The 17,412-nt window shown below is 34.2% G+C and carries 20 protein-coding genes and 1 pseudogene; 18 read left to right on the top strand and 3 right to left on the bottom strand.

The window, feature by feature from the left end; translation table 11 throughout:
* Positions 1–10 precede the first annotated feature (10 nt).
* The 4 genes from F7O84_RS06330 (at position 11) to F7O84_RS06315 (ending at position 4,158) form a co-directional block, all read left to right on the top strand.
* On the top strand, positions 11–1,174 hold the full coding sequence (locus tag F7O84_RS06330) for a phosphoglycerate dehydrogenase (protein WP_151143129.1): 1,164 nt from the start codon (positions 11–13) through the stop codon (positions 1,172–1,174).
* A gap of 135 nt (positions 1,175–1,309) precedes the next feature.
* Positions 1,310–1,528 carry a hypothetical protein gene (locus tag F7O84_RS06325; RefSeq protein WP_151143126.1) on the top strand — a complete coding sequence of 73 codons (219 nt, stop codon included), beginning with the start codon at positions 1,310–1,312 and terminating at the stop codon, positions 1,526–1,528.
* On the top strand, positions 1,525–2,904 hold the full coding sequence (locus tag F7O84_RS06320; RefSeq protein ID WP_151143124.1) for an aminopeptidase: 1,380 nt from the start codon (positions 1,525–1,527) through the stop codon (positions 2,902–2,904). Before F7O84_RS06325 ends, F7O84_RS06320 begins: the two co-directional genes overlap by 4 nt.
* A 15-nt stretch (positions 2,905–2,919) precedes the next feature.
* Positions 2,920–4,158, top strand: a complete 1,239-nt coding sequence (locus tag F7O84_RS06315) for a DUF1015 domain-containing protein (protein WP_151143122.1) — start codon at positions 2,920–2,922, stop codon at positions 4,156–4,158.
* A 43-nt stretch (positions 4,159–4,201) separates the two neighbouring features.
* Here the strand turns inward: F7O84_RS06315 and F7O84_RS06310 are convergent, their stop codons facing one another.
* The gene (locus F7O84_RS06310) at positions 4,202–4,447 is read right to left on the bottom strand and encodes a hypothetical protein (RefSeq protein ID WP_151143119.1); all 246 of its coding nucleotides are present in this window, start codon (positions 4,445–4,447) and stop codon (positions 4,202–4,204) included.
* A gap of 218 nt (positions 4,448–4,665) precedes the next feature.
* Here F7O84_RS06310 and F7O84_RS06305 point away from each other — a divergent pair, with 218 nt between their 5' ends.
* From F7O84_RS06305 to F7O84_RS06290, 4 genes are all read left to right on the top strand, one after another.
* Positions 4,666–5,586, top strand: a complete 921-nt coding sequence (locus F7O84_RS06305) for a mechanosensitive ion channel family protein (RefSeq protein WP_151143117.1) — start codon at positions 4,666–4,668, stop codon at positions 5,584–5,586.
* Positions 5,587–5,702: 116 nt separating this feature from the next.
* The gene (locus tag F7O84_RS06300; RefSeq protein ID WP_151143115.1) at positions 5,703–6,377 is read left to right on the top strand and encodes a response regulator transcription factor; all 675 of its coding nucleotides are present in this window, start codon (positions 5,703–5,705) and stop codon (positions 6,375–6,377) included.
* Positions 6,377–7,624: a sensor histidine kinase gene (locus F7O84_RS06295; protein WP_151143113.1), complete on the top strand. Its 1,248-nt coding sequence runs from the start codon at positions 6,377–6,379 to the stop codon at positions 7,622–7,624. Before F7O84_RS06300 ends, F7O84_RS06295 begins: the two co-directional genes overlap by 1 nt.
* A 128-nt stretch (positions 7,625–7,752) precedes the next feature.
* Entirely contained in the window at positions 7,753–8,184 is a 432-nt protein-coding gene (locus tag F7O84_RS06290; protein WP_151143111.1) for an RrF2 family transcriptional regulator, read from the top strand.
* 449 nt (positions 8,185–8,633) lie between these two features.
* Here F7O84_RS06290 and F7O84_RS06285 read toward each other — a convergent pair whose 3' ends face one another.
* Positions 8,634–9,275 (bottom strand): hypothetical protein, encoded by a 642-nt coding sequence (locus tag F7O84_RS06285; protein ID WP_151143108.1) that lies wholly within the window; start codon positions 9,273–9,275, stop codon positions 8,634–8,636.
* 335 nt (positions 9,276–9,610) lie between these two features.
* Positions 9,611–9,805: pseudogene (locus F7O84_RS06280) on the bottom strand (IS30 family transposase); the annotation flags it as partial.
* 414 nt (positions 9,806–10,219) lie between these two features.
* Here F7O84_RS06280 and cysK point away from each other — a divergent pair.
* The 10 genes from cysK (at position 10,220) to cysT (ending at position 17,410) form a co-directional block, all read left to right on the top strand.
* Complete coding sequence (gene cysK, locus F7O84_RS06275) at positions 10,220–11,152, top strand: cysteine synthase A (protein WP_151143106.1); 933 nt, start codon at positions 10,220–10,222, stop codon at positions 11,150–11,152.
* A gap of 72 nt (positions 11,153–11,224) precedes the next feature.
* On the top strand, positions 11,225–12,457 hold the full coding sequence (locus F7O84_RS06270) for an O-acetylhomoserine aminocarboxypropyltransferase/cysteine synthase family protein (RefSeq protein WP_151143742.1): 1,233 nt from the start codon (positions 11,225–11,227) through the stop codon (positions 12,455–12,457).
* Between the two features lies 1 nt (position 12,458).
* The gene (locus F7O84_RS06265) at positions 12,459–13,322 is read left to right on the top strand and encodes a 4Fe-4S binding protein (RefSeq protein WP_151143104.1); all 864 of its coding nucleotides are present in this window, start codon (positions 12,459–12,461) and stop codon (positions 13,320–13,322) included.
* Complete coding sequence (locus tag F7O84_RS06260) at positions 13,315–13,560, top strand: sulfurtransferase TusA family protein (RefSeq protein WP_151143101.1); 246 nt, start codon at positions 13,315–13,317, stop codon at positions 13,558–13,560. The genes F7O84_RS06265 and F7O84_RS06260 overlap by 8 nt, the downstream gene beginning before the upstream one ends.
* 25 nt (positions 13,561–13,585) lie before the next feature.
* Complete coding sequence (locus F7O84_RS06255) at positions 13,586–13,906, top strand: thioredoxin family protein (protein WP_151143099.1); 321 nt, start codon at positions 13,586–13,588, stop codon at positions 13,904–13,906.
* Between the two features lie 17 nt (positions 13,907–13,923).
* On the top strand, positions 13,924–14,133 hold the full coding sequence (gene thiS, locus F7O84_RS06250) for a sulfur carrier protein ThiS (RefSeq protein WP_151143096.1): 210 nt from the start codon (positions 13,924–13,926) through the stop codon (positions 14,131–14,133).
* A complete protein-coding gene (locus tag F7O84_RS06245; protein ID WP_151143094.1) occupies positions 14,133–14,936 on the top strand; it encodes a HesA/MoeB/ThiF family protein in 804 nt (267 codons plus the stop codon). The genes thiS and F7O84_RS06245 overlap by 1 nt, the downstream gene beginning before the upstream one ends.
* A 19-nt stretch (positions 14,937–14,955) precedes the next feature.
* Positions 14,956–15,369, top strand: a complete 414-nt coding sequence (locus F7O84_RS06240; protein ID WP_151143092.1) for a M67 family metallopeptidase — start codon at positions 14,956–14,958, stop codon at positions 15,367–15,369.
* Between the two features lie 129 nt (positions 15,370–15,498).
* On the top strand, positions 15,499–16,524 hold the full coding sequence (locus tag F7O84_RS06235; protein WP_151143089.1) for a sulfate ABC transporter substrate-binding protein: 1,026 nt from the start codon (positions 15,499–15,501) through the stop codon (positions 16,522–16,524).
* A 31-nt stretch (positions 16,525–16,555) separates the two neighbouring features.
* Positions 16,556–17,410 carry a sulfate ABC transporter permease subunit CysT gene (gene cysT, locus F7O84_RS06230; protein WP_151143086.1) on the top strand — a complete coding sequence of 285 codons (855 nt, stop codon included), beginning with the start codon at positions 16,556–16,558 and terminating at the stop codon, positions 17,408–17,410.
* The last annotated feature ends 2 nt before the right edge of the window (positions 17,411–17,412 follow it).

The raw sequence follows: 17,412 nt of genomic DNA, 5'->3' as shown, positions 1-17,412 counted from the left end.
GAGGAATTACATGTTTAAATATAATTGTTTAAATCCAATTGCTAATATTGGTTTGGATTTATTTTCAGAAGAATATAATAAAGTTGATAATGTGGCAGAAGCAGAGGCAATTTTAGTAAGAAGTGCTGCAATGCATGATATGGAATTACCACAGGACTTACTTGCAATTGCAAGAGCTGGTGCTGGAGTAAATAATATACCACTTGAAAAATGTGCTGAAAAAGGTATTGTTGTGTTTAATACACCAGGAGCAAATGCAAACGGAGTAAAAGAGCTTGTAATTGCTGGAATGCTTTTGGCATCAAGAGATATCATTGGCGGTATCAATTGGGCGAAGGACGAAAAAGATAACCCAGACATTGCTAAAGTAGCTGAAAAAGTAAAGAGTAATTTTGCTGGTACAGAAATTCAGGGAAAGAAGCTAGGAGTAATTGGACTAGGAGCAATAGGTGTATTGGTTGCCAATGCAGCAACTCATCTTGGAATGGAAGTATACGGCTATGACCCTTATGTCTCAGTTGATGCTGCTTGGAATCTTTCAAGAGGAATTAAACATAGTAAGACAGTAGAAGAAATTTATCGAGAATGTGATTTCATTACCATACATGTGCCACTGTTAGATGGAACAAAGAAAATGATTAATGAAGATGCCATTGCCTTAATGAAGGACAATGTTGTAATTCTTAATTTTGCAAGAGATTTGCTTGTTGATGAAGAGGCTGTTATCAAAGCAATTGAGCAAAATAAAATAAAAAAATACGTAGTTGATTTCCCAAATCCAACAACGGCTGGAAAAGAAGGGGTTATCGTAATCCCTCATCTTGGAGCTTCTACAGAAGAATCTGAAGATAACTGTGCAGTTATGGCTGTTAGACAGATTAGAGATTTCCTTGAAAATGGAAATATCAAGAATTCTGTTAATTATCCAGCATGTGATATGGGTGTTTGTGAGAATGCAGGACGTGTTTGCATCAATCATAAAAATATTCCAAATATGATTGGACAATACACGAGTAAGTTAGCACAATTTAATATCAACATTTCAGATATGATTAATAAGAGCAAAGGTGATTATGCTTATACCATTATTGATACAGAATCACCAATTACACAAGAAGTAGTAAAGGAATTGGCTTCTATTAGTGGAGTGTTGAAAGTAAGAGTAGTTAAATAAATAGTTTAGAAAAAGCGAAATAGATGCAAGAAATCTATTTCGCTTTTTAAGTAAGTTTGTAAACAAGTATAGTTAAAATTAGGAAAACTTGATATAATAATCATAATCATTCTACAAAGATGTAAGGAGATATGCATGGATAAAAAATTTAAAGAGTTATACCTTTTAGGAGAGATAGAGTTTGAAGAAATTGATCGCTATGTAAGCAGATGGAACCATAGTGATGAAACTTGTACCTTAAGAGAGTATCTAGGATTAAATGAAGAAGAGGAAGATGTCTGGATCGAAGAAAGTGATGAAGCGCTACAGGCATTACTTGACCAACAAAAAGAAAGAGAGGAAAATATAAAATGAAGCGAAAAACAACGTGGGAAAGCTATGATGAAGCTACTTTAAAAGAAGTGTTTGAATTTAGTGAAGGATACAAAGAATTTATTTCCGATTGCAAGACGGAAAGAGAATGTGTTAAAAAAATTATAAAGGAAGCCAAAAAAGCAGGATATCGAGACTTAAATGAGGTAATCTTAAATGAGGGAGTCTTAGAAGCAGGAGATAAGGTATATGTAAACAATATGGATAAGGCAGTTGCTTTGATTTTGATAGGTAAGGAACCAATTCAAAATGGAATGAACATTTTAGGCGCTCATATTGACTCTCCAAGACTTGATTTGAAACAAAATCCACTCTATGAAGATACAGAACTGGCTATGTTTGATACACATTATTATGGAGGAATTAAAAAATACCAATGGGTTACACTTCCGCTTTCTCTTCATGGAGTTGTGGTGAAAAAAGATGGAACAAAGGTAGAGATCGTCATTGGTGAGGCGGAAACTGACCCAGTAGTTGGTGTATCTGATTTACTCATTCATTTGGCAGCGGAACAAATGGATAAAAAGGCAAGTAAAGTAATTGAAGGTGAGAATCTAAATATCTTAGTAGGAAGTATTCCACTTCAAGGGGAAGAAAAGAATGCAGTAAAGGCGAATATTCTTAAGCTTTTAAAAGATAAGTATGATATTGAGGAAGATGACTTTATATCAGCAGAAATAGAGGCAGTCCCAGCTGGTAGAGCCAGAGATTATGGATTGGATAGAAGTATGATAATGGGATATGGACATGATGATAGAATATGTGCTTACCCTTCTTATAAAGCGTTGTTAGAACTCGAAGAAAGCGATAAAACCTGCGTGTGCTTACTGGTTGATAAAGAAGAAATCGGAAGTGTTGGAGCAACTGGAATGCATTCTAAGTTTTTCGAAAATGCAGTTGCAGAAATTATTAATTGCACGGGAGATTATTCTGAAATTATACTTCGAAGAGCATTTCAAAATTCGATGATGTTATCTTCTGATGTAAGTGCTGCTTTTGATCCAAATTTCCCGTCTACAATGGAAAAAAATAATTCTGCCTATTTTGGTAAGGGGCTTGTTATTAATAAATATACAGGTTCTAGAGGTAAATACAATTCAAACGATGCAAATGCAGAGTATGTAGCAAAATTAAGAGATATTTTTGAAAGAAATCAAGTAACCTATCAAACGGCTGAGCTTGGAAAAGTAGATCAAGGTGGTGGCGGAACCATTGCCTACATCTTAGCAAATTATAATATGAACGTAATTGATAGTGGTGTTGCCTTGCATAATATGCATGCCCCATGGGAAATCGGGAGTAAGGCAGATTTATATGAAGCCTTAAAAGGATATCGAGCATTTTTAAGAGAAGCATAAAGTTAGGAGGAAACGATGGCTATCATAAAACCATTTGAATGCGTAAGACCTAAAAAAGAATATGTAAGCAAAATTGCTGCATTACCATATGACGTATATAATAGGGCGGAAGCATTAAGAGAAGTACAAAAAGAACCGATGTCTTTTTTAAGAATCGACAGAGCGGAGACTCAATTTGACGAAAGTGTAGATGCCTATGATGAGAGGGTATACAAAAAAGCACATGATATTTTATGGGATATGATCAAACAAGGTTCATTTGAAAAAGATACGAAAAAATGTTACTATGTTTATCAATTAGTTATGAATGGACGCTCCCAGACAGGATTAGTAGCTTGTGCTTCCATTGATGATTATGAGAATAATATCATTAAAAAACATGAGAAGACGAGAGAAGATAAAGAGATTGATCGAATTAAGCATGTTGATACTTGTAATGCCCAAACGGGGCCTATCTTTTTAGCGTATCGCTCCAATGATATTATTAATGAGTTAGTAAAGAATAAAATGAAAGAAGAAGCCATGTATCATTTTGTCGCAGAGGATCATGTTACTCATACCGTTTGGAAGATTGAGGAAAGTAAACAGGTATCAGTAATTGAGCAGGCTTTTCAAACGATTGATCAAATTTATATAGCGGATGGACATCACAGAGCAGCTTCGGCCGTTAAAGTTGGCTTAAAAAGAAGAGCATTAAATCAAAATCATACAGGAAAAGAAGAATATAATTTCTTTTTATCCGTTTTATTTCCAGATGACCAGTTAATGATTTTACCTTATAATCGTGTGGTAAAAGATTTAAATGGATATAGTGAAACAGAGTTTTTAGACAAAGTAAAAGAAAACTTTGAGGTTCAAGAAATGGGAAAAGAACCATATGAGCCAAATAAAAAAGCAACGTTTGGAATGTATTTGAATCATACATGGTATGAATTAACTGCGAAACATCATTTGATTTCAAAGGATGCGGTGGAAGGATTGGATGTGTCTATTTTACAAAATTATTTGTTAGATCCGATCTTAAATATAAAAGACCCAAGAACCGATAAAAGAATTGATTTTATTGGAGGGATCAGAGGGGTAAAGGAATTGGAGCGAAGAGTTTGTGAAGACATGAAAGTGGCTTTTTCCATGTATCCTACCAAAATAAGTGAGTTGTTTGAAGTTGCAGATGCCAATCAGCTTATGCCTCCTAAATCGACTTGGTTTGAACCAAAGCTTCGAAGTGGACTATTTATTCATACATTAGAATAAAAGGCTTTAAAGAATAGGATAGAAAAAGAGAAACAAGAGACAATTATATGTCTCCTAGTTTCTCTTTTAACTTCTTTTCTTGCTCTAGTTGAGCTTTTAAGTTTAAATCCATATACAAAATAAAGACTTCTTCCAAAGAAAGATTTTTTTCTCTTGCAATTTGTTCCATAGCAGGCTTTAGCTTGTCTAATTGCACAGAAATAGGAGTCTTTTCTAAATCCATTCCTTTTAATACCTGGTCGGCATATTCATTGATTTGGTTTAAAACTTTTAATTCATCTTCATTCATTGTTACTACTACCTCTTTCTATCTCAACTCATTTAAATTTGTATTCATGGGTTATAGTATACCATTATTTTTATGGGATGTACAGTATTCAACGCCTGACTCGTAGTGATTGTTTTTCGCATTTTATGATGATAAGATAGTAACATAATAGAAGGTAAGTACCATACATAGAATGAATCGATAAAAGAAATATTTAGTAAAAGTAAGGAGAAAAATATATGTTATTAGCAACTGTAGCAAATACGCAGGATACAATTGGTGAGATTAAAGAATTTCAAGAACAAATTGCGAAAGAGCCAAATGTGATTTTAGAATATTTTAAAGGTTGGATTCCCAACATTACTAATTTTGCAGTGAATATCTTGTTATCTATTCTTATCTATTTTATTGGTAAGAAGATAATTAAAATAATATTAAAAATAGTGGAGAAATCCTGTGTTCGAACAGGAGTAGATGAGGGTGCTATTCGTTTTATTATTTCTGTAATAAGAATTTTACTTTATATTGTATTAGCTTTGATAATAGGAGATATTTTTGGGATTCAAAGTACTTCTGTAGTTGCCATACTGGGTTCTGCTGGTATTGCAATTGGCCTTGCTTTGCAGGGAAGTCTTTCGAACTTTGCGGGCGGTATCTTACTATTAATATTAAAGCCGTTTAAAATTGGTGATTATATCATTGAACATAGCAATGGGAATGAAGGAACCGTAACGAATATTGACATATTCTATACTAAATTGTTAACCGCTGATAATAAGATGATTGCCATGCCAAATGGTAACCTTATCAACAGTTCCCTTACAAATGTAACCAATGAAGCCATAAGAAGATTAGATATAACGGTTGATATCAGCTATGATAGTGATTTAAAAAAAGCAAAACAATTAATGGAAGAAATTTTAATAAAAGATGAAGCTAGATTGGAGTATAGAGATTTAAATGTATTTGTATCAGAATTAACCAATAGTTCGGTCTTAATTGGTGGACGTATGTGGGTTAAAACAGAGAACTATTGGCCTGCCAAGTGGAGGATTATAGAGTTAGTTAAGGTTACTTTTGATGAAAATAATATTCAGATCCCATATCAGCAGCTTGATGTTACAATCAAAAATGATTTGAAGCAGAATAAAGAAAGCTAAAATCATATGTATTTCAGCTGATTTTCAGACTATTTTAAGTTTGATAAATTATAATTATGTTTGAAGAAGGAAAGTATTATATGGCATAATTAAATGTTTGGGAGGAGAAAGAAAAGTTGAAGGTACTAATCGTAGAGGACGAAATAAGATTAGCGGATACATTAAGTCAGATTATGAGTCAGAATAAATATCTAGTTGATACCGTGCATGATGGCGCAGATGGTCTAGATTATGCTATGAGCAATCGGTATGATATTATCGTATTAGATGTTATGTTACCCAAACGAAACGGTTTTGAAGTTGTAAAAGCGCTGAGAAAGGCTAAGATATCGACGCCTGTGATTTTACTAACTGCCAAGGATGAAGTAAGTGATAAAATAACAGGTTTGGATTCAGGGGCAGATGATTATTTGACAAAGCCGTTTGCTCCAGATGAATTATTGGCTAGAATTCGAGCTTTAACAAGAAGGCAAGGCGAGGTCGTAATGAATGAACTAAGCTTTTTTGACATAACTTTGAACTTATCCATGTATATGCTTCAAAAAGATACGAAGTCAATCCGCTTAGGACATAAGGAATTTGAAGTAATGCGGCTTTTAATTACCAATCCATGTGTGGTTGTATCAAAGGATGAAATGATAAGTAAAATATGGGGGGAAGAGTCAGACGCAGAAGATAATAATGTGGAAGTCTATATCTCTTTTCTAAGAAAAAAATTACAATATCTAGGGTCAAAAGTAAATATTGCAACGCAAAGAAAAATAGGATATTTCTTAGAGGGAGAAAAGTAATGATATCAAAACTGAAAAAAAAGTTTATTTTTATTAATATGATATGTGTTACAATTATTCTAATATTAGCCTTTGGAGCAGTATTAATCTCATCCTATGCACGAATGGAAAGGGATAGTCGTCTTGCGCTTAAAACTTTTGCTGATAGAAGTAATCGAATGGACGACAAAAATAAGCCGATTCTTGAAATTGGTGAACCAAAAGGTTTTGAAAAGCAACCGAAAAATTTTACGATATTTACTGTAAAATTGAATGAGTTTAATCAGATTGATGTGCTTTTGGGGGATGACGTAGAAGTATCAGATGAAGTGCTTAAAGAAATCGTAACAAAAAGTCTTGAAAGTAATAAATCAACAGGAATTCTATGGGATTATTCACTTCGATACATGCAAAATCATAATCAAGAGGGAAATGAGATTATTTTCTTTGATTTAAGCAATGATATTTCTAGCATGTTTCATTTGATTAAGAATTGTCTATTTATTGGAGTGGCAAGTTTCTTAGCGTTTCTTCTTATCAGTGTGTATTTGGCAATCTGGGCACTACGTCCAGTTGAAGCGTCATGGGAAAGCCAAAGGCAATTTATAGCAGACGCATCTCATGAATTGAAAACTCCACTTACCGTTATCTTAGCCAATGCAGATATCTTAAGTGCCCATAAAAAGGATACCATTGAACACCAATATAAGTGGATTGAATATATAAAAGCAGAGGCCTCTCATATGAGTGGGTTGGTGAATGATTTACTTTTCTTAGCAAAATCAGATGCAGCACGAGATAATAATGTTTTTACAGAAGTTAATTTAAGTGATATTATGTGGAATTGCTATCTTCCATTTGAATCCTTGGCTTTTGAACAAGAAAAGCATTTGGAAGCTGATATATCTTCTGATATCATGATGCAAGGTGATGCAAGTAAGCTAAAGCAACTGATTATGATTTTACTAGATAATGCATGCAAATATACCGAGAAAAAAGGGAGCATAAAAGTGAGTCTGTATCAGAAAGTGGAAAAAAACAAGATATATTTAACCGTTAATAATACAGGCAAGCCAATTGCCAAAGAGCATTTAAATTATCTGTTTGAACGCTTTTATCGGGTGGAAGAATCTCGGGCGAGAGAAAAAGGCGGTTATGGACTTGGTCTTTCCATAGCAAAAACCATAACGCAAATGCACAAGGGAAAGATATCTGTTACAAGTAATGATGAGGAAGGGACAACCTTTCGTGTTACGTTCCATAACTAAGAAGAGTTCAAAGCATATAACTTTATCAAAACGATAGCTTTATGATATAATTATTATAGAAAAATAAATTAAATCTTGAAAAACATACAAACCTTGTTATAATATATGTTATAACGGAGGTTGTTAAAATGAAGATTTCAACAAAAGGGCGATATGCGATCAGAGTTATGATTGATCTTGCAGAACATAATAATGGAGAATTTATAACTTTAATGGATATTGCTCAAAGACAGGAAATATCAGAGAAATATCTTGAGGCCATTGTATCCATCCTAAGTAAAAACGATCTGTTAATATCGTTACGTGGAAAAGGTGGCGGGTATAAATTAGCAAAAGCCCCAGATAAATATACAGTAGGCAGTATATTAAAACTAACAGAAGGGTCGCTTGCGCCAGTTGCCTGTCTGGAGAAGAAACCCAACAATTGCTCAAGGGCATTGTCATGTAAGACAGTAGAGATGTGGGAAGGCCTTAATAAGTTAATTGATGACTATTTAGAAAATATTACAATTGCAGACTTGTTAGATGATCATAATTTTTCAGATCATTATGTGATATAAAAAGTATCGTTACCAGAGTTTGATGTGACCCCAATAAGTTAGACTTTATTGCGTAGTAGTTTTAACTGCTACGCAATAATTTTATGCAGCTAAGAGGCTGAGCCTGTATTCTACAGGACTCATCCATCCTAGTTTCTCTTTAATTTGTCTATTGTATCTTTCAGCTTATAACTATAAGCCTTCATTTTGCCATAAAAAACTGACCTCATTATTTTACTATATGTTTTATTAATTTAATTACCCTGTTCGTTGTTTGATTTTTTATTAGACAAATCTTTATTTTTTTTCTTATAATAATAATAAGTCGCAAAAGAATTTAATGGTACTATCGCAGCTGCAACTAATAGAAGAACATTCCCCTTAGTAAAATAAGAGACTATGAAAACTACAAACCATATAAACTGTAATAAGAAAGTAAAATACATCATTTGACATTTCCTCCAATCTAACTAATTAAATAGTTTATGTGTTTCAGTATATGATCCTAGATACCCTGTATAATCAGAATATTTATACATATAAACTACATTTTTAATATAATGAGTATTTTCATTATAGTATTGTTTAACCTTCATATATACATTATCAGTAACCATTGCTTTATATCCTGCTAGGACACTAATAAGTGCAGCAGGAATTGCCATTCCTGGTACTAATCCAATCAAAGCCAAACCAATTGCTCCTGCCCCTGCTTGTACATCAGTAGAAGTATAATAAGTGGTAACGTATTCGTATCCATCACTAGCTTGTAAGAAAATTTTAGTTTTCGAATTTTCAGCACTAGTATCTTTCAATTTTTCTATAACTATTTTTCCATCTAAACATATATTACCATTATAATCAGTATATGCATAATGTCTGCTTCCATCAAAGTCCGTTATTATAGCAGAACTATGGTTATTAGTATATATTATTAATGCTGTTTCCCCTGTAGTTTCATTTTTTATTATAAGTGTATCATTAGAAGTTGTTACAATTAAACTAGGTTCTAAAACAGTTTCCGCCCTTACCATTAGCGAAGAATTGAATAAGCTTAAACACATAACAAAGCACAATAATAAGCTTATAGTAGTTTTTTTTATTTCTCTCATTGTTTATTCTCCCTTCAATTTGATTTCAATGTCAAACGATATACAACATTAAGTTTTTGCGTTATAGTTTTCTCTAATTCATAATATATTATAATTGATGTTAAAACAATTAAAACTACACAAATAGACGTTTAAATGACTCGAATAGTAATTTTGCAAACACTTGTTCTTGTTTGAGGTGAAATGTAAAACGAGATTCCCGTTTTGTAAACGAGTTTCACATTTTGTAATCAACCTTCAAAATTTGTAATCGAAATTCCACAATTGTTATGACTTTCCCGTTTTTCTATTGCTTTTCATGGTATAATCTCTGGTAACAGGATAATTTGGGCGCACATACTCTTGGGATTAGAAAATTCACTTCCGTTGTCTGTCAAAATAATTGGAAACAACTTTTGAAAATCTTGTTCTTCAAGCCGGTTATATAGTTCATCATAAATATCAATTAATGACTTAGAGGTATTGGAATCTTTTAGGAATGCAAGCATCAAGGACGTTTCTCCAAAGAATACCGTAAGCAGTACCTTTGCGACAGCGAGTGCAAGCATAATATCTTGTCCACAAATGGATTGGATATTATAGAGTATACTAAATATATGGTACAGATTAGTAACATACCAATTGCAATACCATGTAAAACTTTCCTGTTATTTAACATTTAAATATCCTCCTAATAACCTATGGAATAGATTATATAAATAATCTATTTTCTATTTTTTACTCTTCATTATTATATAATAAAAATAGTGAGAAATTTGGTAGCGATACTTTTTATAGAATAAGAATGGCGCAGGAAGTGTCTGCAAGCAGATATTTTATGTTACGCTTATATTTTTTTAAATTAATCCATACTAACCTATTGACAAAGTATGTTAATAGGTTTAATATTAAATAAATTTTAATATGTAAAATACTGGATTTCACAGATGAAAGGAAAAATTCTTATGGCAAAGATATATACCTCGGCAGATCAACTCATCGGTAAAACACCCCTTCTTGAACTAGTAAATATAGAAAAGCAATACAATATAAAGGCAAAGCTAATAGCAAAACTGGAATATTTTAATCCTGCAGGATCAGTAAAAGATCGAATTGCCAAATCAATGATAGAAGAAGCAGAGAAAGCAGGAATTATAAATAAAGATACGGTAATTATAGAACCTACGTCTGGTAATACAGGGATAGGTTTGGCATCGGTAGCGGCAGCAAGAGGCTACAGAATAATTATTGTAATGCCAGAGACTATGACTCTAGAAAGAAGAACGTTAATGAGGGCATATGGAGCCGAACTGGTATTAACGGATGGCACCAAAGGAATGAATGGAGCCATTGCTAAAGCAAAAGAACTGGCAAAAGAGATTCCTAATAGCTTTACACCGAGTCAATTTGATAACTTTGCAAACCCAAAGATTCATTTAGAAACGACTGGACCTGAAATATATGAGGATACAGATGGACAAATCGATTATTTTGTTGCAGGGGTTGGAACAGGTGGAACCATAACGGGTGTAGGTGAATATTTAAAGTCAAAGAATCCCAATATCAAAATTATCGCAGTAGAGCCTGAAATGTCTCCTGTCTTGTCAAAAGGAATTGCAGGCCCGCATAAGATACAAGGTATTGGTGCAGGGTTCGTACCAAAGGTATTAAATACAGGTATCTATGATGAAATTATACGTGTAGCAGATGCAGATGCATTTGAAATCGGAAAGAATATTGGAAAGCTGGAAGGAATCTTGGTAGGAATATCTTCTGGAGCAGCTACATGGGCTGCCATGCAATTGGCAAAAAGACCAGAGAATGTAGGAAAGACAATTGTCATTTTGCATGCAGATATGGGAGACAGATATCTTTCTACCAGCCTTTATACAGGTTGATTTGTTTTATATTTCAAGGGGAGTTTTACATGATAGAGAGAATGAAAAAGAATGGAGACATATATGGAAACGATAGGTTTTAATACTGCGATTTTGCATAACGCACCAAATGGCGAGCCAAATACTGGCGCTACGCTACCACCAATCTATCAATCAAGTGCTTTTCAACACGAAAGCGCCGAGATTTTGGAAAGATTATTCGAAAATAAAGCAGCAGGATTTTCTTATACCAGAATCAACAATCCAACCATTGAAGCCTTTGAAAAAAAGATTACAATGCTTGAAGGTGGTATTAGTAGTGTTGCTTGTGCTTCAGGTATGGCGGCGTTAACCAATGCCTTTCTAAATATTTTACAAGCAGGGGATGAGATTGTTGCTGCACCTGGATTATATGGAGGGACGATTGATTTATTTCGTGATTTTGAAGCCTTTGGAATTAAAACTTTTTATGCAAAAGAAAATACACCAAAGGCTTTTGAGAATCAAATCACAAAAAGAACCAAACTTATTTTTGCAGAGACAATTGGCAATCCAAAACTAGATGTCACAGATATAAAAGGTTTGGCTGACATTGCACATCAATATGATGTCCCATTGATTATAGACAATACAACGGCTACTCCTTATCTAGTAAAGCCACTTTTATTAGGGGCAGATATCGTAGTAAATTCTTCTTCTAAATATATAAATGGCAACAGTGATGCCATTAGTGGAATTCTTACAGATGCAGGAACCTATCGCTGGTCAAAAGAAAAATATCCTGGGCTTTCGGACTATATTAAATTTGGGAAGATGGCATACATAGCAAAACTTAGAAAAGGGCTATTTCGAAATACAGGAGCTTGTTTGTCTCCACAAAATGCCTTTTTAAACTGTATCGGACTAGAGACACTCGGACTTAGAATGCAACGACATTGCACGAATGCTTTGGCATTAGCAACATTTTTAGAACAGCTTGATGCCGATATCACTGTAAACTATCCAGGATTAGCAAGTAGTCCCTATCATGAACTAGCAAAGAGTCAACTTCACAATGGATATGGTGGTATTGTAACGTTTCGTACAGGTAGTAAAGAGAGAGCGTTTCAAATCATTAATTCATTAAAATTACCCCTTATTATTTCAAATGTAGGGGATACAAAGACATTGGTGATTCATCCTGCCTCTACCATTAGCCTTTATTGCACGGAGCAAGAAAAAGAAGCTTCTGGTGTATATGATGATTTAATTCGTATTAGTGTTGGGATAGAAGACATAGAAGATTTAAAAGCAGATTTTGAAAATGCATTAAAGGGAGGAAACTAAAATGGCGAAAGTAGATTACGCTACATTAAAAAAGGGTGGCTTCATGCGTCAGAAGCAAAAGAATAATTTCTCCTTAAGACTACAAGTCGTAGGTGGGTATCTTACAGCCGAGAATTTAAAAAAGGTTGCAGAAGTAGCAGAAAAATATGGAGATGGGCATGTACATTTAACGTCTAGGCAAAGTGTTGAAATTCCCTTTATTAAACTAGAGGATGTAGAAATAGTAAAAGATGAACTTGCAAAAGGTGGTTGTAAGCCAGGTGTGTGCGGTCCAAGAGTAAGAACTGTTACTGCCTGTCAGGGAAGTGAGGTTTGTCCAAGTGGGAATATTGATACCTATGATATAGCGAAAAAATTAAACGAACGATATTTTGGAAAAGAGCTTCCTCATAAATTCAAATTTGGTGTTACTGGCTGTCAGAATAATTGTCTGAAAGCAGAAGAAAATGATGTGGGCATCAAAGGTGGAGTAGAGATAGCATGGATACAAGATAAATGTATCAATTGTGGCGTTTGTGCGAAAGTATGTAGAGAAGACGCTATTACAATAGAAGAAGGAATGATTACTGTCGATTATAATAAATGTAACAATTGTGGAAGATGTGTCAAATCATGTCCTACCGATGCATGGGACGCAGTGCCTGCATATATCGTCTCTTTTGGAGGCTTGTTTGGAAATAATATCGCAAAGGGTGAAACACCACTGCCACTTATCACAAAGGAAGAGCAGCTTTATCGTGTGACCGATGCAGCAATCGAATTTTTTGCTGAGAATGGGAATCCAAGTGAAAGATTTAGATTCACAATTGATCGAGTTGGTAAAGAGAAATTTATTAAGAAAATGGAGGAAGCTTATCATGGCTGATTTTCAAATTGATGATACGGTAGATATTACAGATGTTGTTTGCCCAGTTACCTTTGTAAAAGCAAAAGTTGCATTAGAGGAATTGGAGGAGGGACAAATTTTAGCAATCAAGCTAAATGATGGAGAACCAGTACAAAATGTACCAAGAAGTATCAAAGAAGAAGGGCATCAGATATTAAAGTTAAATGAAAACGAAGATGGAACATATACATTAATCGTTCGAAAAGTTGAAGATTAAAACGGATTGAGTTAGGAGGAGTTAAATGGCATTAAGAATAACGCAAGCTAACTTTGAAGCTAACGTTTTAAAGGAAACAAAGCCAGTCATAGTTGAATTTTACTCAGATTCTTGTATTCCTTGTAAGCAGATGGCTTCTATATTAGGAGACTTGGAAGAGGATTATGAAGACAAAATAGCGGTTTGTAAGGTTAATGTGACTTATGACGAAATGTTAGTAAATGAATATCAGGTGATGTCTTCACCAACAACTTTACTATTTTATGATGGACTTGAAAAAGCAAGAGTAACAGGGATTGTAAAAAAAGATCAACTAATTGAATTAGTTACGGCATATTTCAAATAAGAAAAGGGGATAAGAGAATGAATATAACAGTTGCAGGGAACAAAAAAATTTATGAGGAAGGAATCACAATAACTAAGCTAATACAAGTAGAAGATGTGGAAAATGCAGAATATGTAACCGTTACGTTAAATGATGAATTTATAGAAAGAGCCAATTTTGACCAAACCAAGTTAACAGAAGGTGATGTTGTTGAGTTCTTGTACTTCATGGGAGGAGGAGCATATTAATGGCATTTACGAATGAACAATTAGAGCGCTACTCCAGACACATCATTTTAAAGGAAGTAGGAGTAAAAGGACAGAAAAAACTATTAAATGCGAAGGTTCTTATTATTGGAGCAGGAGGACTTGGAGCACCCGCTGCTATGTATCTAGCGGCAGCAGGGGTAGGTACAATCGGGATTGCTGATGCAGATGAAGTCGATTTATCCAATCTTCAAAGACAGGTGATTCATACCACCAGTGATTTAGGAAAAGCAAAAGTAAAATCAGCAAAAGAAACAATGAAAGCGATTAATCCTGATATCATTGTTAATACATACCGAACGTTTGTGACCTCTGAAAATATTATGGAATTAATTGCAGATTATGATTTTATCATTGATGGAACGGATAACTTTCCTGCAAAATTTCTAATCAACGATGCTTGTGTTATGGCAAAGAAACCATTTTCTCACGCTGGTATCATTCGTTTTCAAGGGCAGTTAATGACGTATGTTCCGGGTGAAGGACCTTGTTATCGCTGTGTATTCAAGAATCCACCACCAAAGGATGCAGTTCCAACCTGTAAGCAAGCAGGAGTGATTGGGGCAATGGGTGGAGTAATTGGGAGTCTTCAAGCAATGGAAGCCATTAAGTACATTGTTGGTCAGGGTGAATTGTTAACGGGTCGCTTACTAACCTATGATGCGCTAAAGATGCAATTTAGAACGGTAAAATTACCAAAAGACAATCACTGTGCAATATGTGGAGAGTATCCTGAAATAACAAAATTAATTGACTATGAACAGGCAGAGTGTGATTTAAAGTAAAGATAGGAATGAGGTTATTATGCTTTTATTAAAACAAGATGATTATAATGTAATGTTGAAGCATTGTATAGAAGAACTTCCAAATGAGGCTTGCGGATTAATTGCTGGTACGATACAAGGTGATACAAAAACAGTAAAAAAGGTTTATCTTTTAACTAATTTGGATGCGAGTAAAGAACATTTTTCTATGGACCCGAAAGAACAATTAGCAGCCATGAAGGATGCAAGAGCCAATGACCTTGTACTTTTAGGTAATTTTCACTCGCATCCAGAGTCGCCATCTAGACCTTCTGAGGAAGATAAAAGACTTGCTTATGATTCTAGTAGTGAATATTTAATTCTATCACTTATGGATAGAGCAAATCCAGTATTAAAGGCATTTCATATTGATAAAGATAAAGCTGTAAGTATAAACGAAATAAAAGTTATATAATAAATGAAATTCAGAGAAATAAATATTTTTTAACTTATAAACATATATATATGATATGTATATAGGATAAGTAGTGAATAAGGGTAAGTTTTATAGGGATGCGTTAAGAAAGCGCAAGAGGAGGATATTATGAAAAAATTTCAAAAAATGATTTCAATTTTTTTGGCAGTAAGTATGGTGTTTTCCTTAACAGCTTGCCAAAAAGCAACACAGGCAAGTACAACTGGAAAGATTACGATAACAAATGTTTCTTACGATCCTACCAGAGAATTTTATGTAGCTTATAATGCTTTATTTGAAAAATACTATTTGGAAAAAACTGGGAAAGAGGTGTTAGTGGTTCAGTCGCATGGAGGATCTGGTGGTCAGGCAAGATCTGTAATAGAAGGAGCCAAAGCTGATGTTGTGACACTCGCGTTGGCGCATGATATTACCCTAATAGAAGAGGCAGGTTTAATTGAGTCAGATTGGATTAGTGAATTTGAAGGAAATTCTTCTCCTTACACATCAAGTATCGTTTTTCTTGTACGAAAAGGAAATGAAAAACAGATTAAAGACTGGGATGATTTGATTAAAGAGGGAGTCGCAGTCATTACCCCTGATCCTAAAAGTAGTGGCGGTGCTTGCTGGAATTTTCTTGCTGCATGGTATTATGCTAGTCAACAATTTCAGGATAATGAAGCACAAATGAAAGAATTTATGTCAAAATTATATGCCAATGTTACTGTTATGGATTCAGGTGCAAGAGGAGCGACTACTACTTTTGTGGAAAATGGGCAAGGAGATGTCCTAATTGCTTGGGAAAATGAAGCCATTATGACAGTAGAGGAGTACCCAGAGGATTATGAAATTGTATCTCCAAGTATTAGTATTTTGGCAGAGCCAAGTGTTGCTATCGTAGATGAAAATGCAGATAAAAATAATACACAAGAAGTTGCAAAGCAATATCTGGAATATTTATATACAGACGAGGCACAAAGAATGATTGGTGAGTATGGGTACAGACCAACCAATCAGACAATATTACAAGAGTTCTCCGATAAATTTGATTTAAATATTAAGCTATGTAACATCAATGATTTTGGTGGCTGGAATGCGGTATACGATAAGTTTTTTGTGGATGGTGGAGTATTTGATGAAATCTATGGAAATTAAAAAAGAAAACCAAGTTTAGAGGGAGGATAATATGATAAAGCAAATCGTAAAAAAGTATATACGAAAAGACAAAGTAATTCCAGGGTTTGGGTTGACTATGGGGATTTCTTTGCTCATGCTTTCGCTGATTATATTACTTCCTTTGTTATCAGTGTTAGTATTTTCTTTTCAGCTTTCGCCAGCTGAATTTCTTGATTTAATTACGAAGGATAACGTGGTGAATGCATTTCAAACCAGCATCATTAGTTCCTTCCTTGCAGCAATTATTAATTGTTTGTTTGGAACGATTCTTGCGTGGGTTTTGATAAAATATGAATTTCCAGGAAAAAGAGTTTTAGATGGTTTGATTGAATTACCCTTTGCACTTCCAACTGCAGTTGCAGGTATTACCTTATCAAAGCTATATTCTGATACAGGATTAATTGGAAAACCATTGGCACAGCTAGGGCTTAAGGTATCCTATACAAAAATTGGTCTTACGATAGCATTAATCTTTGTAGGAATACCATTTGTGGTTCGTGCGATTCAGCCAGTACTTGAAAAGCTTGATTCCCAATACGAAGAGGCAGCGTATATATTAGGGGCTAGTAAAACAAGAACCTTTTTTAAAGTCATATTACCAGAGCTTAGACCTGCGTTATTAACTGGATTTGGATTGGCTTTTGCAAGGGGAATCGGAGAGTATGGAAGTGTCATTTATATTGCAGGAAATAGTGCAAAGGAAAAGACGCAGGTCATCTCCTATGTCATTATGCAGAAATTAAATTATGTAGATTACGCCAGTGCAACTGCAATTGCCTTGGTAATGCTTATTCTATCATTTTTGATTTTACTTTTTATCAATATGGTTCAAATCCATCAGTCAAGACGTACGAATCATATATAGGA

The organism is Candidatus Galacturonatibacter soehngenii, from assembly GCF_008830185.1.
In the GTDB taxonomy this organism is placed as follows: Bacteria; Bacillota; Clostridia; order Lachnospirales; family Lachnospiraceae; genus Lachnotalea; species Lachnotalea soehngenii.
Note: the sequence above shows the minus strand (reverse complement) of the source record. Positions and strands in the feature narration are given on the sequence as shown.

Excerpts from the sequence above, each read along its gene's own strand:
- F7O84_RS06330 (WP_151143129.1), top strand. The coding sequence starts at position 11 with ATGTTTAAATATAATTGTTTAAATCCAATTGCTAATATTGGTTTGGAT.
- F7O84_RS06325 (WP_151143126.1), top strand. The coding sequence starts at position 1,310 with ATGGATAAAAAATTTAAAGAGTTATACCTTTTAGGAGAGATAGAGTTT.
- F7O84_RS06235 (WP_151143089.1), top strand. The coding sequence starts at position 15,499 with ATGAAAAAATTTCAAAAAATGATTTCAATTTTTTTGGCAGTAAGTATG.
- F7O84_RS06305 (WP_151143117.1), top strand. The coding sequence starts at position 4,666 with ATGTTATTAGCAACTGTAGCAAATACGCAGGATACAATTGGTGAGATT.
- F7O84_RS06255 (WP_151143099.1), top strand. The coding sequence starts at position 13,586 with ATGGCATTAAGAATAACGCAAGCTAACTTTGAAGCTAACGTTTTAAAG.
- F7O84_RS06295 (WP_151143113.1), top strand. The coding sequence starts at position 6,377 with ATGATATCAAAACTGAAAAAAAAGTTTATTTTTATTAATATGATATGT.
- F7O84_RS06285 (WP_151143108.1), bottom strand. The coding sequence starts at position 9,275 with ATGAGAGAAATAAAAAAAACTACTATAAGCTTATTATTGTGCTTTGTT.
- F7O84_RS06245 (WP_151143094.1), top strand. The coding sequence starts at position 14,133 with ATGGCATTTACGAATGAACAATTAGAGCGCTACTCCAGACACATCATT.
- F7O84_RS06265 (WP_151143104.1), top strand. The coding sequence starts at position 12,459 with ATGGCGAAAGTAGATTACGCTACATTAAAAAAGGGTGGCTTCATGCGT.
- cysK (WP_151143106.1), top strand. The coding sequence starts at position 10,220 with ATGGCAAAGATATATACCTCGGCAGATCAACTCATCGGTAAAACACCC.
- F7O84_RS06240 (WP_151143092.1), top strand. The coding sequence starts at position 14,956 with ATGCTTTTATTAAAACAAGATGATTATAATGTAATGTTGAAGCATTGT.
- F7O84_RS06290 (WP_151143111.1), top strand. The coding sequence starts at position 7,753 with ATGAAGATTTCAACAAAAGGGCGATATGCGATCAGAGTTATGATTGAT.
- F7O84_RS06310 (WP_151143119.1), bottom strand. The coding sequence starts at position 4,447 with ATGAATGAAGATGAATTAAAAGTTTTAAACCAAATCAATGAATATGCC.
- cysT (WP_151143086.1), top strand. The coding sequence starts at position 16,556 with ATGATAAAGCAAATCGTAAAAAAGTATATACGAAAAGACAAAGTAATT.
- thiS (WP_151143096.1), top strand. The coding sequence starts at position 13,924 with ATGAATATAACAGTTGCAGGGAACAAAAAAATTTATGAGGAAGGAATC.
- F7O84_RS06320 (WP_151143124.1), top strand. The coding sequence starts at position 1,525 with ATGAAGCGAAAAACAACGTGGGAAAGCTATGATGAAGCTACTTTAAAA.
- F7O84_RS06260 (WP_151143101.1), top strand. The coding sequence starts at position 13,315 with ATGGCTGATTTTCAAATTGATGATACGGTAGATATTACAGATGTTGTT.
- F7O84_RS06315 (WP_151143122.1), top strand. The coding sequence starts at position 2,920 with ATGGCTATCATAAAACCATTTGAATGCGTAAGACCTAAAAAAGAATAT.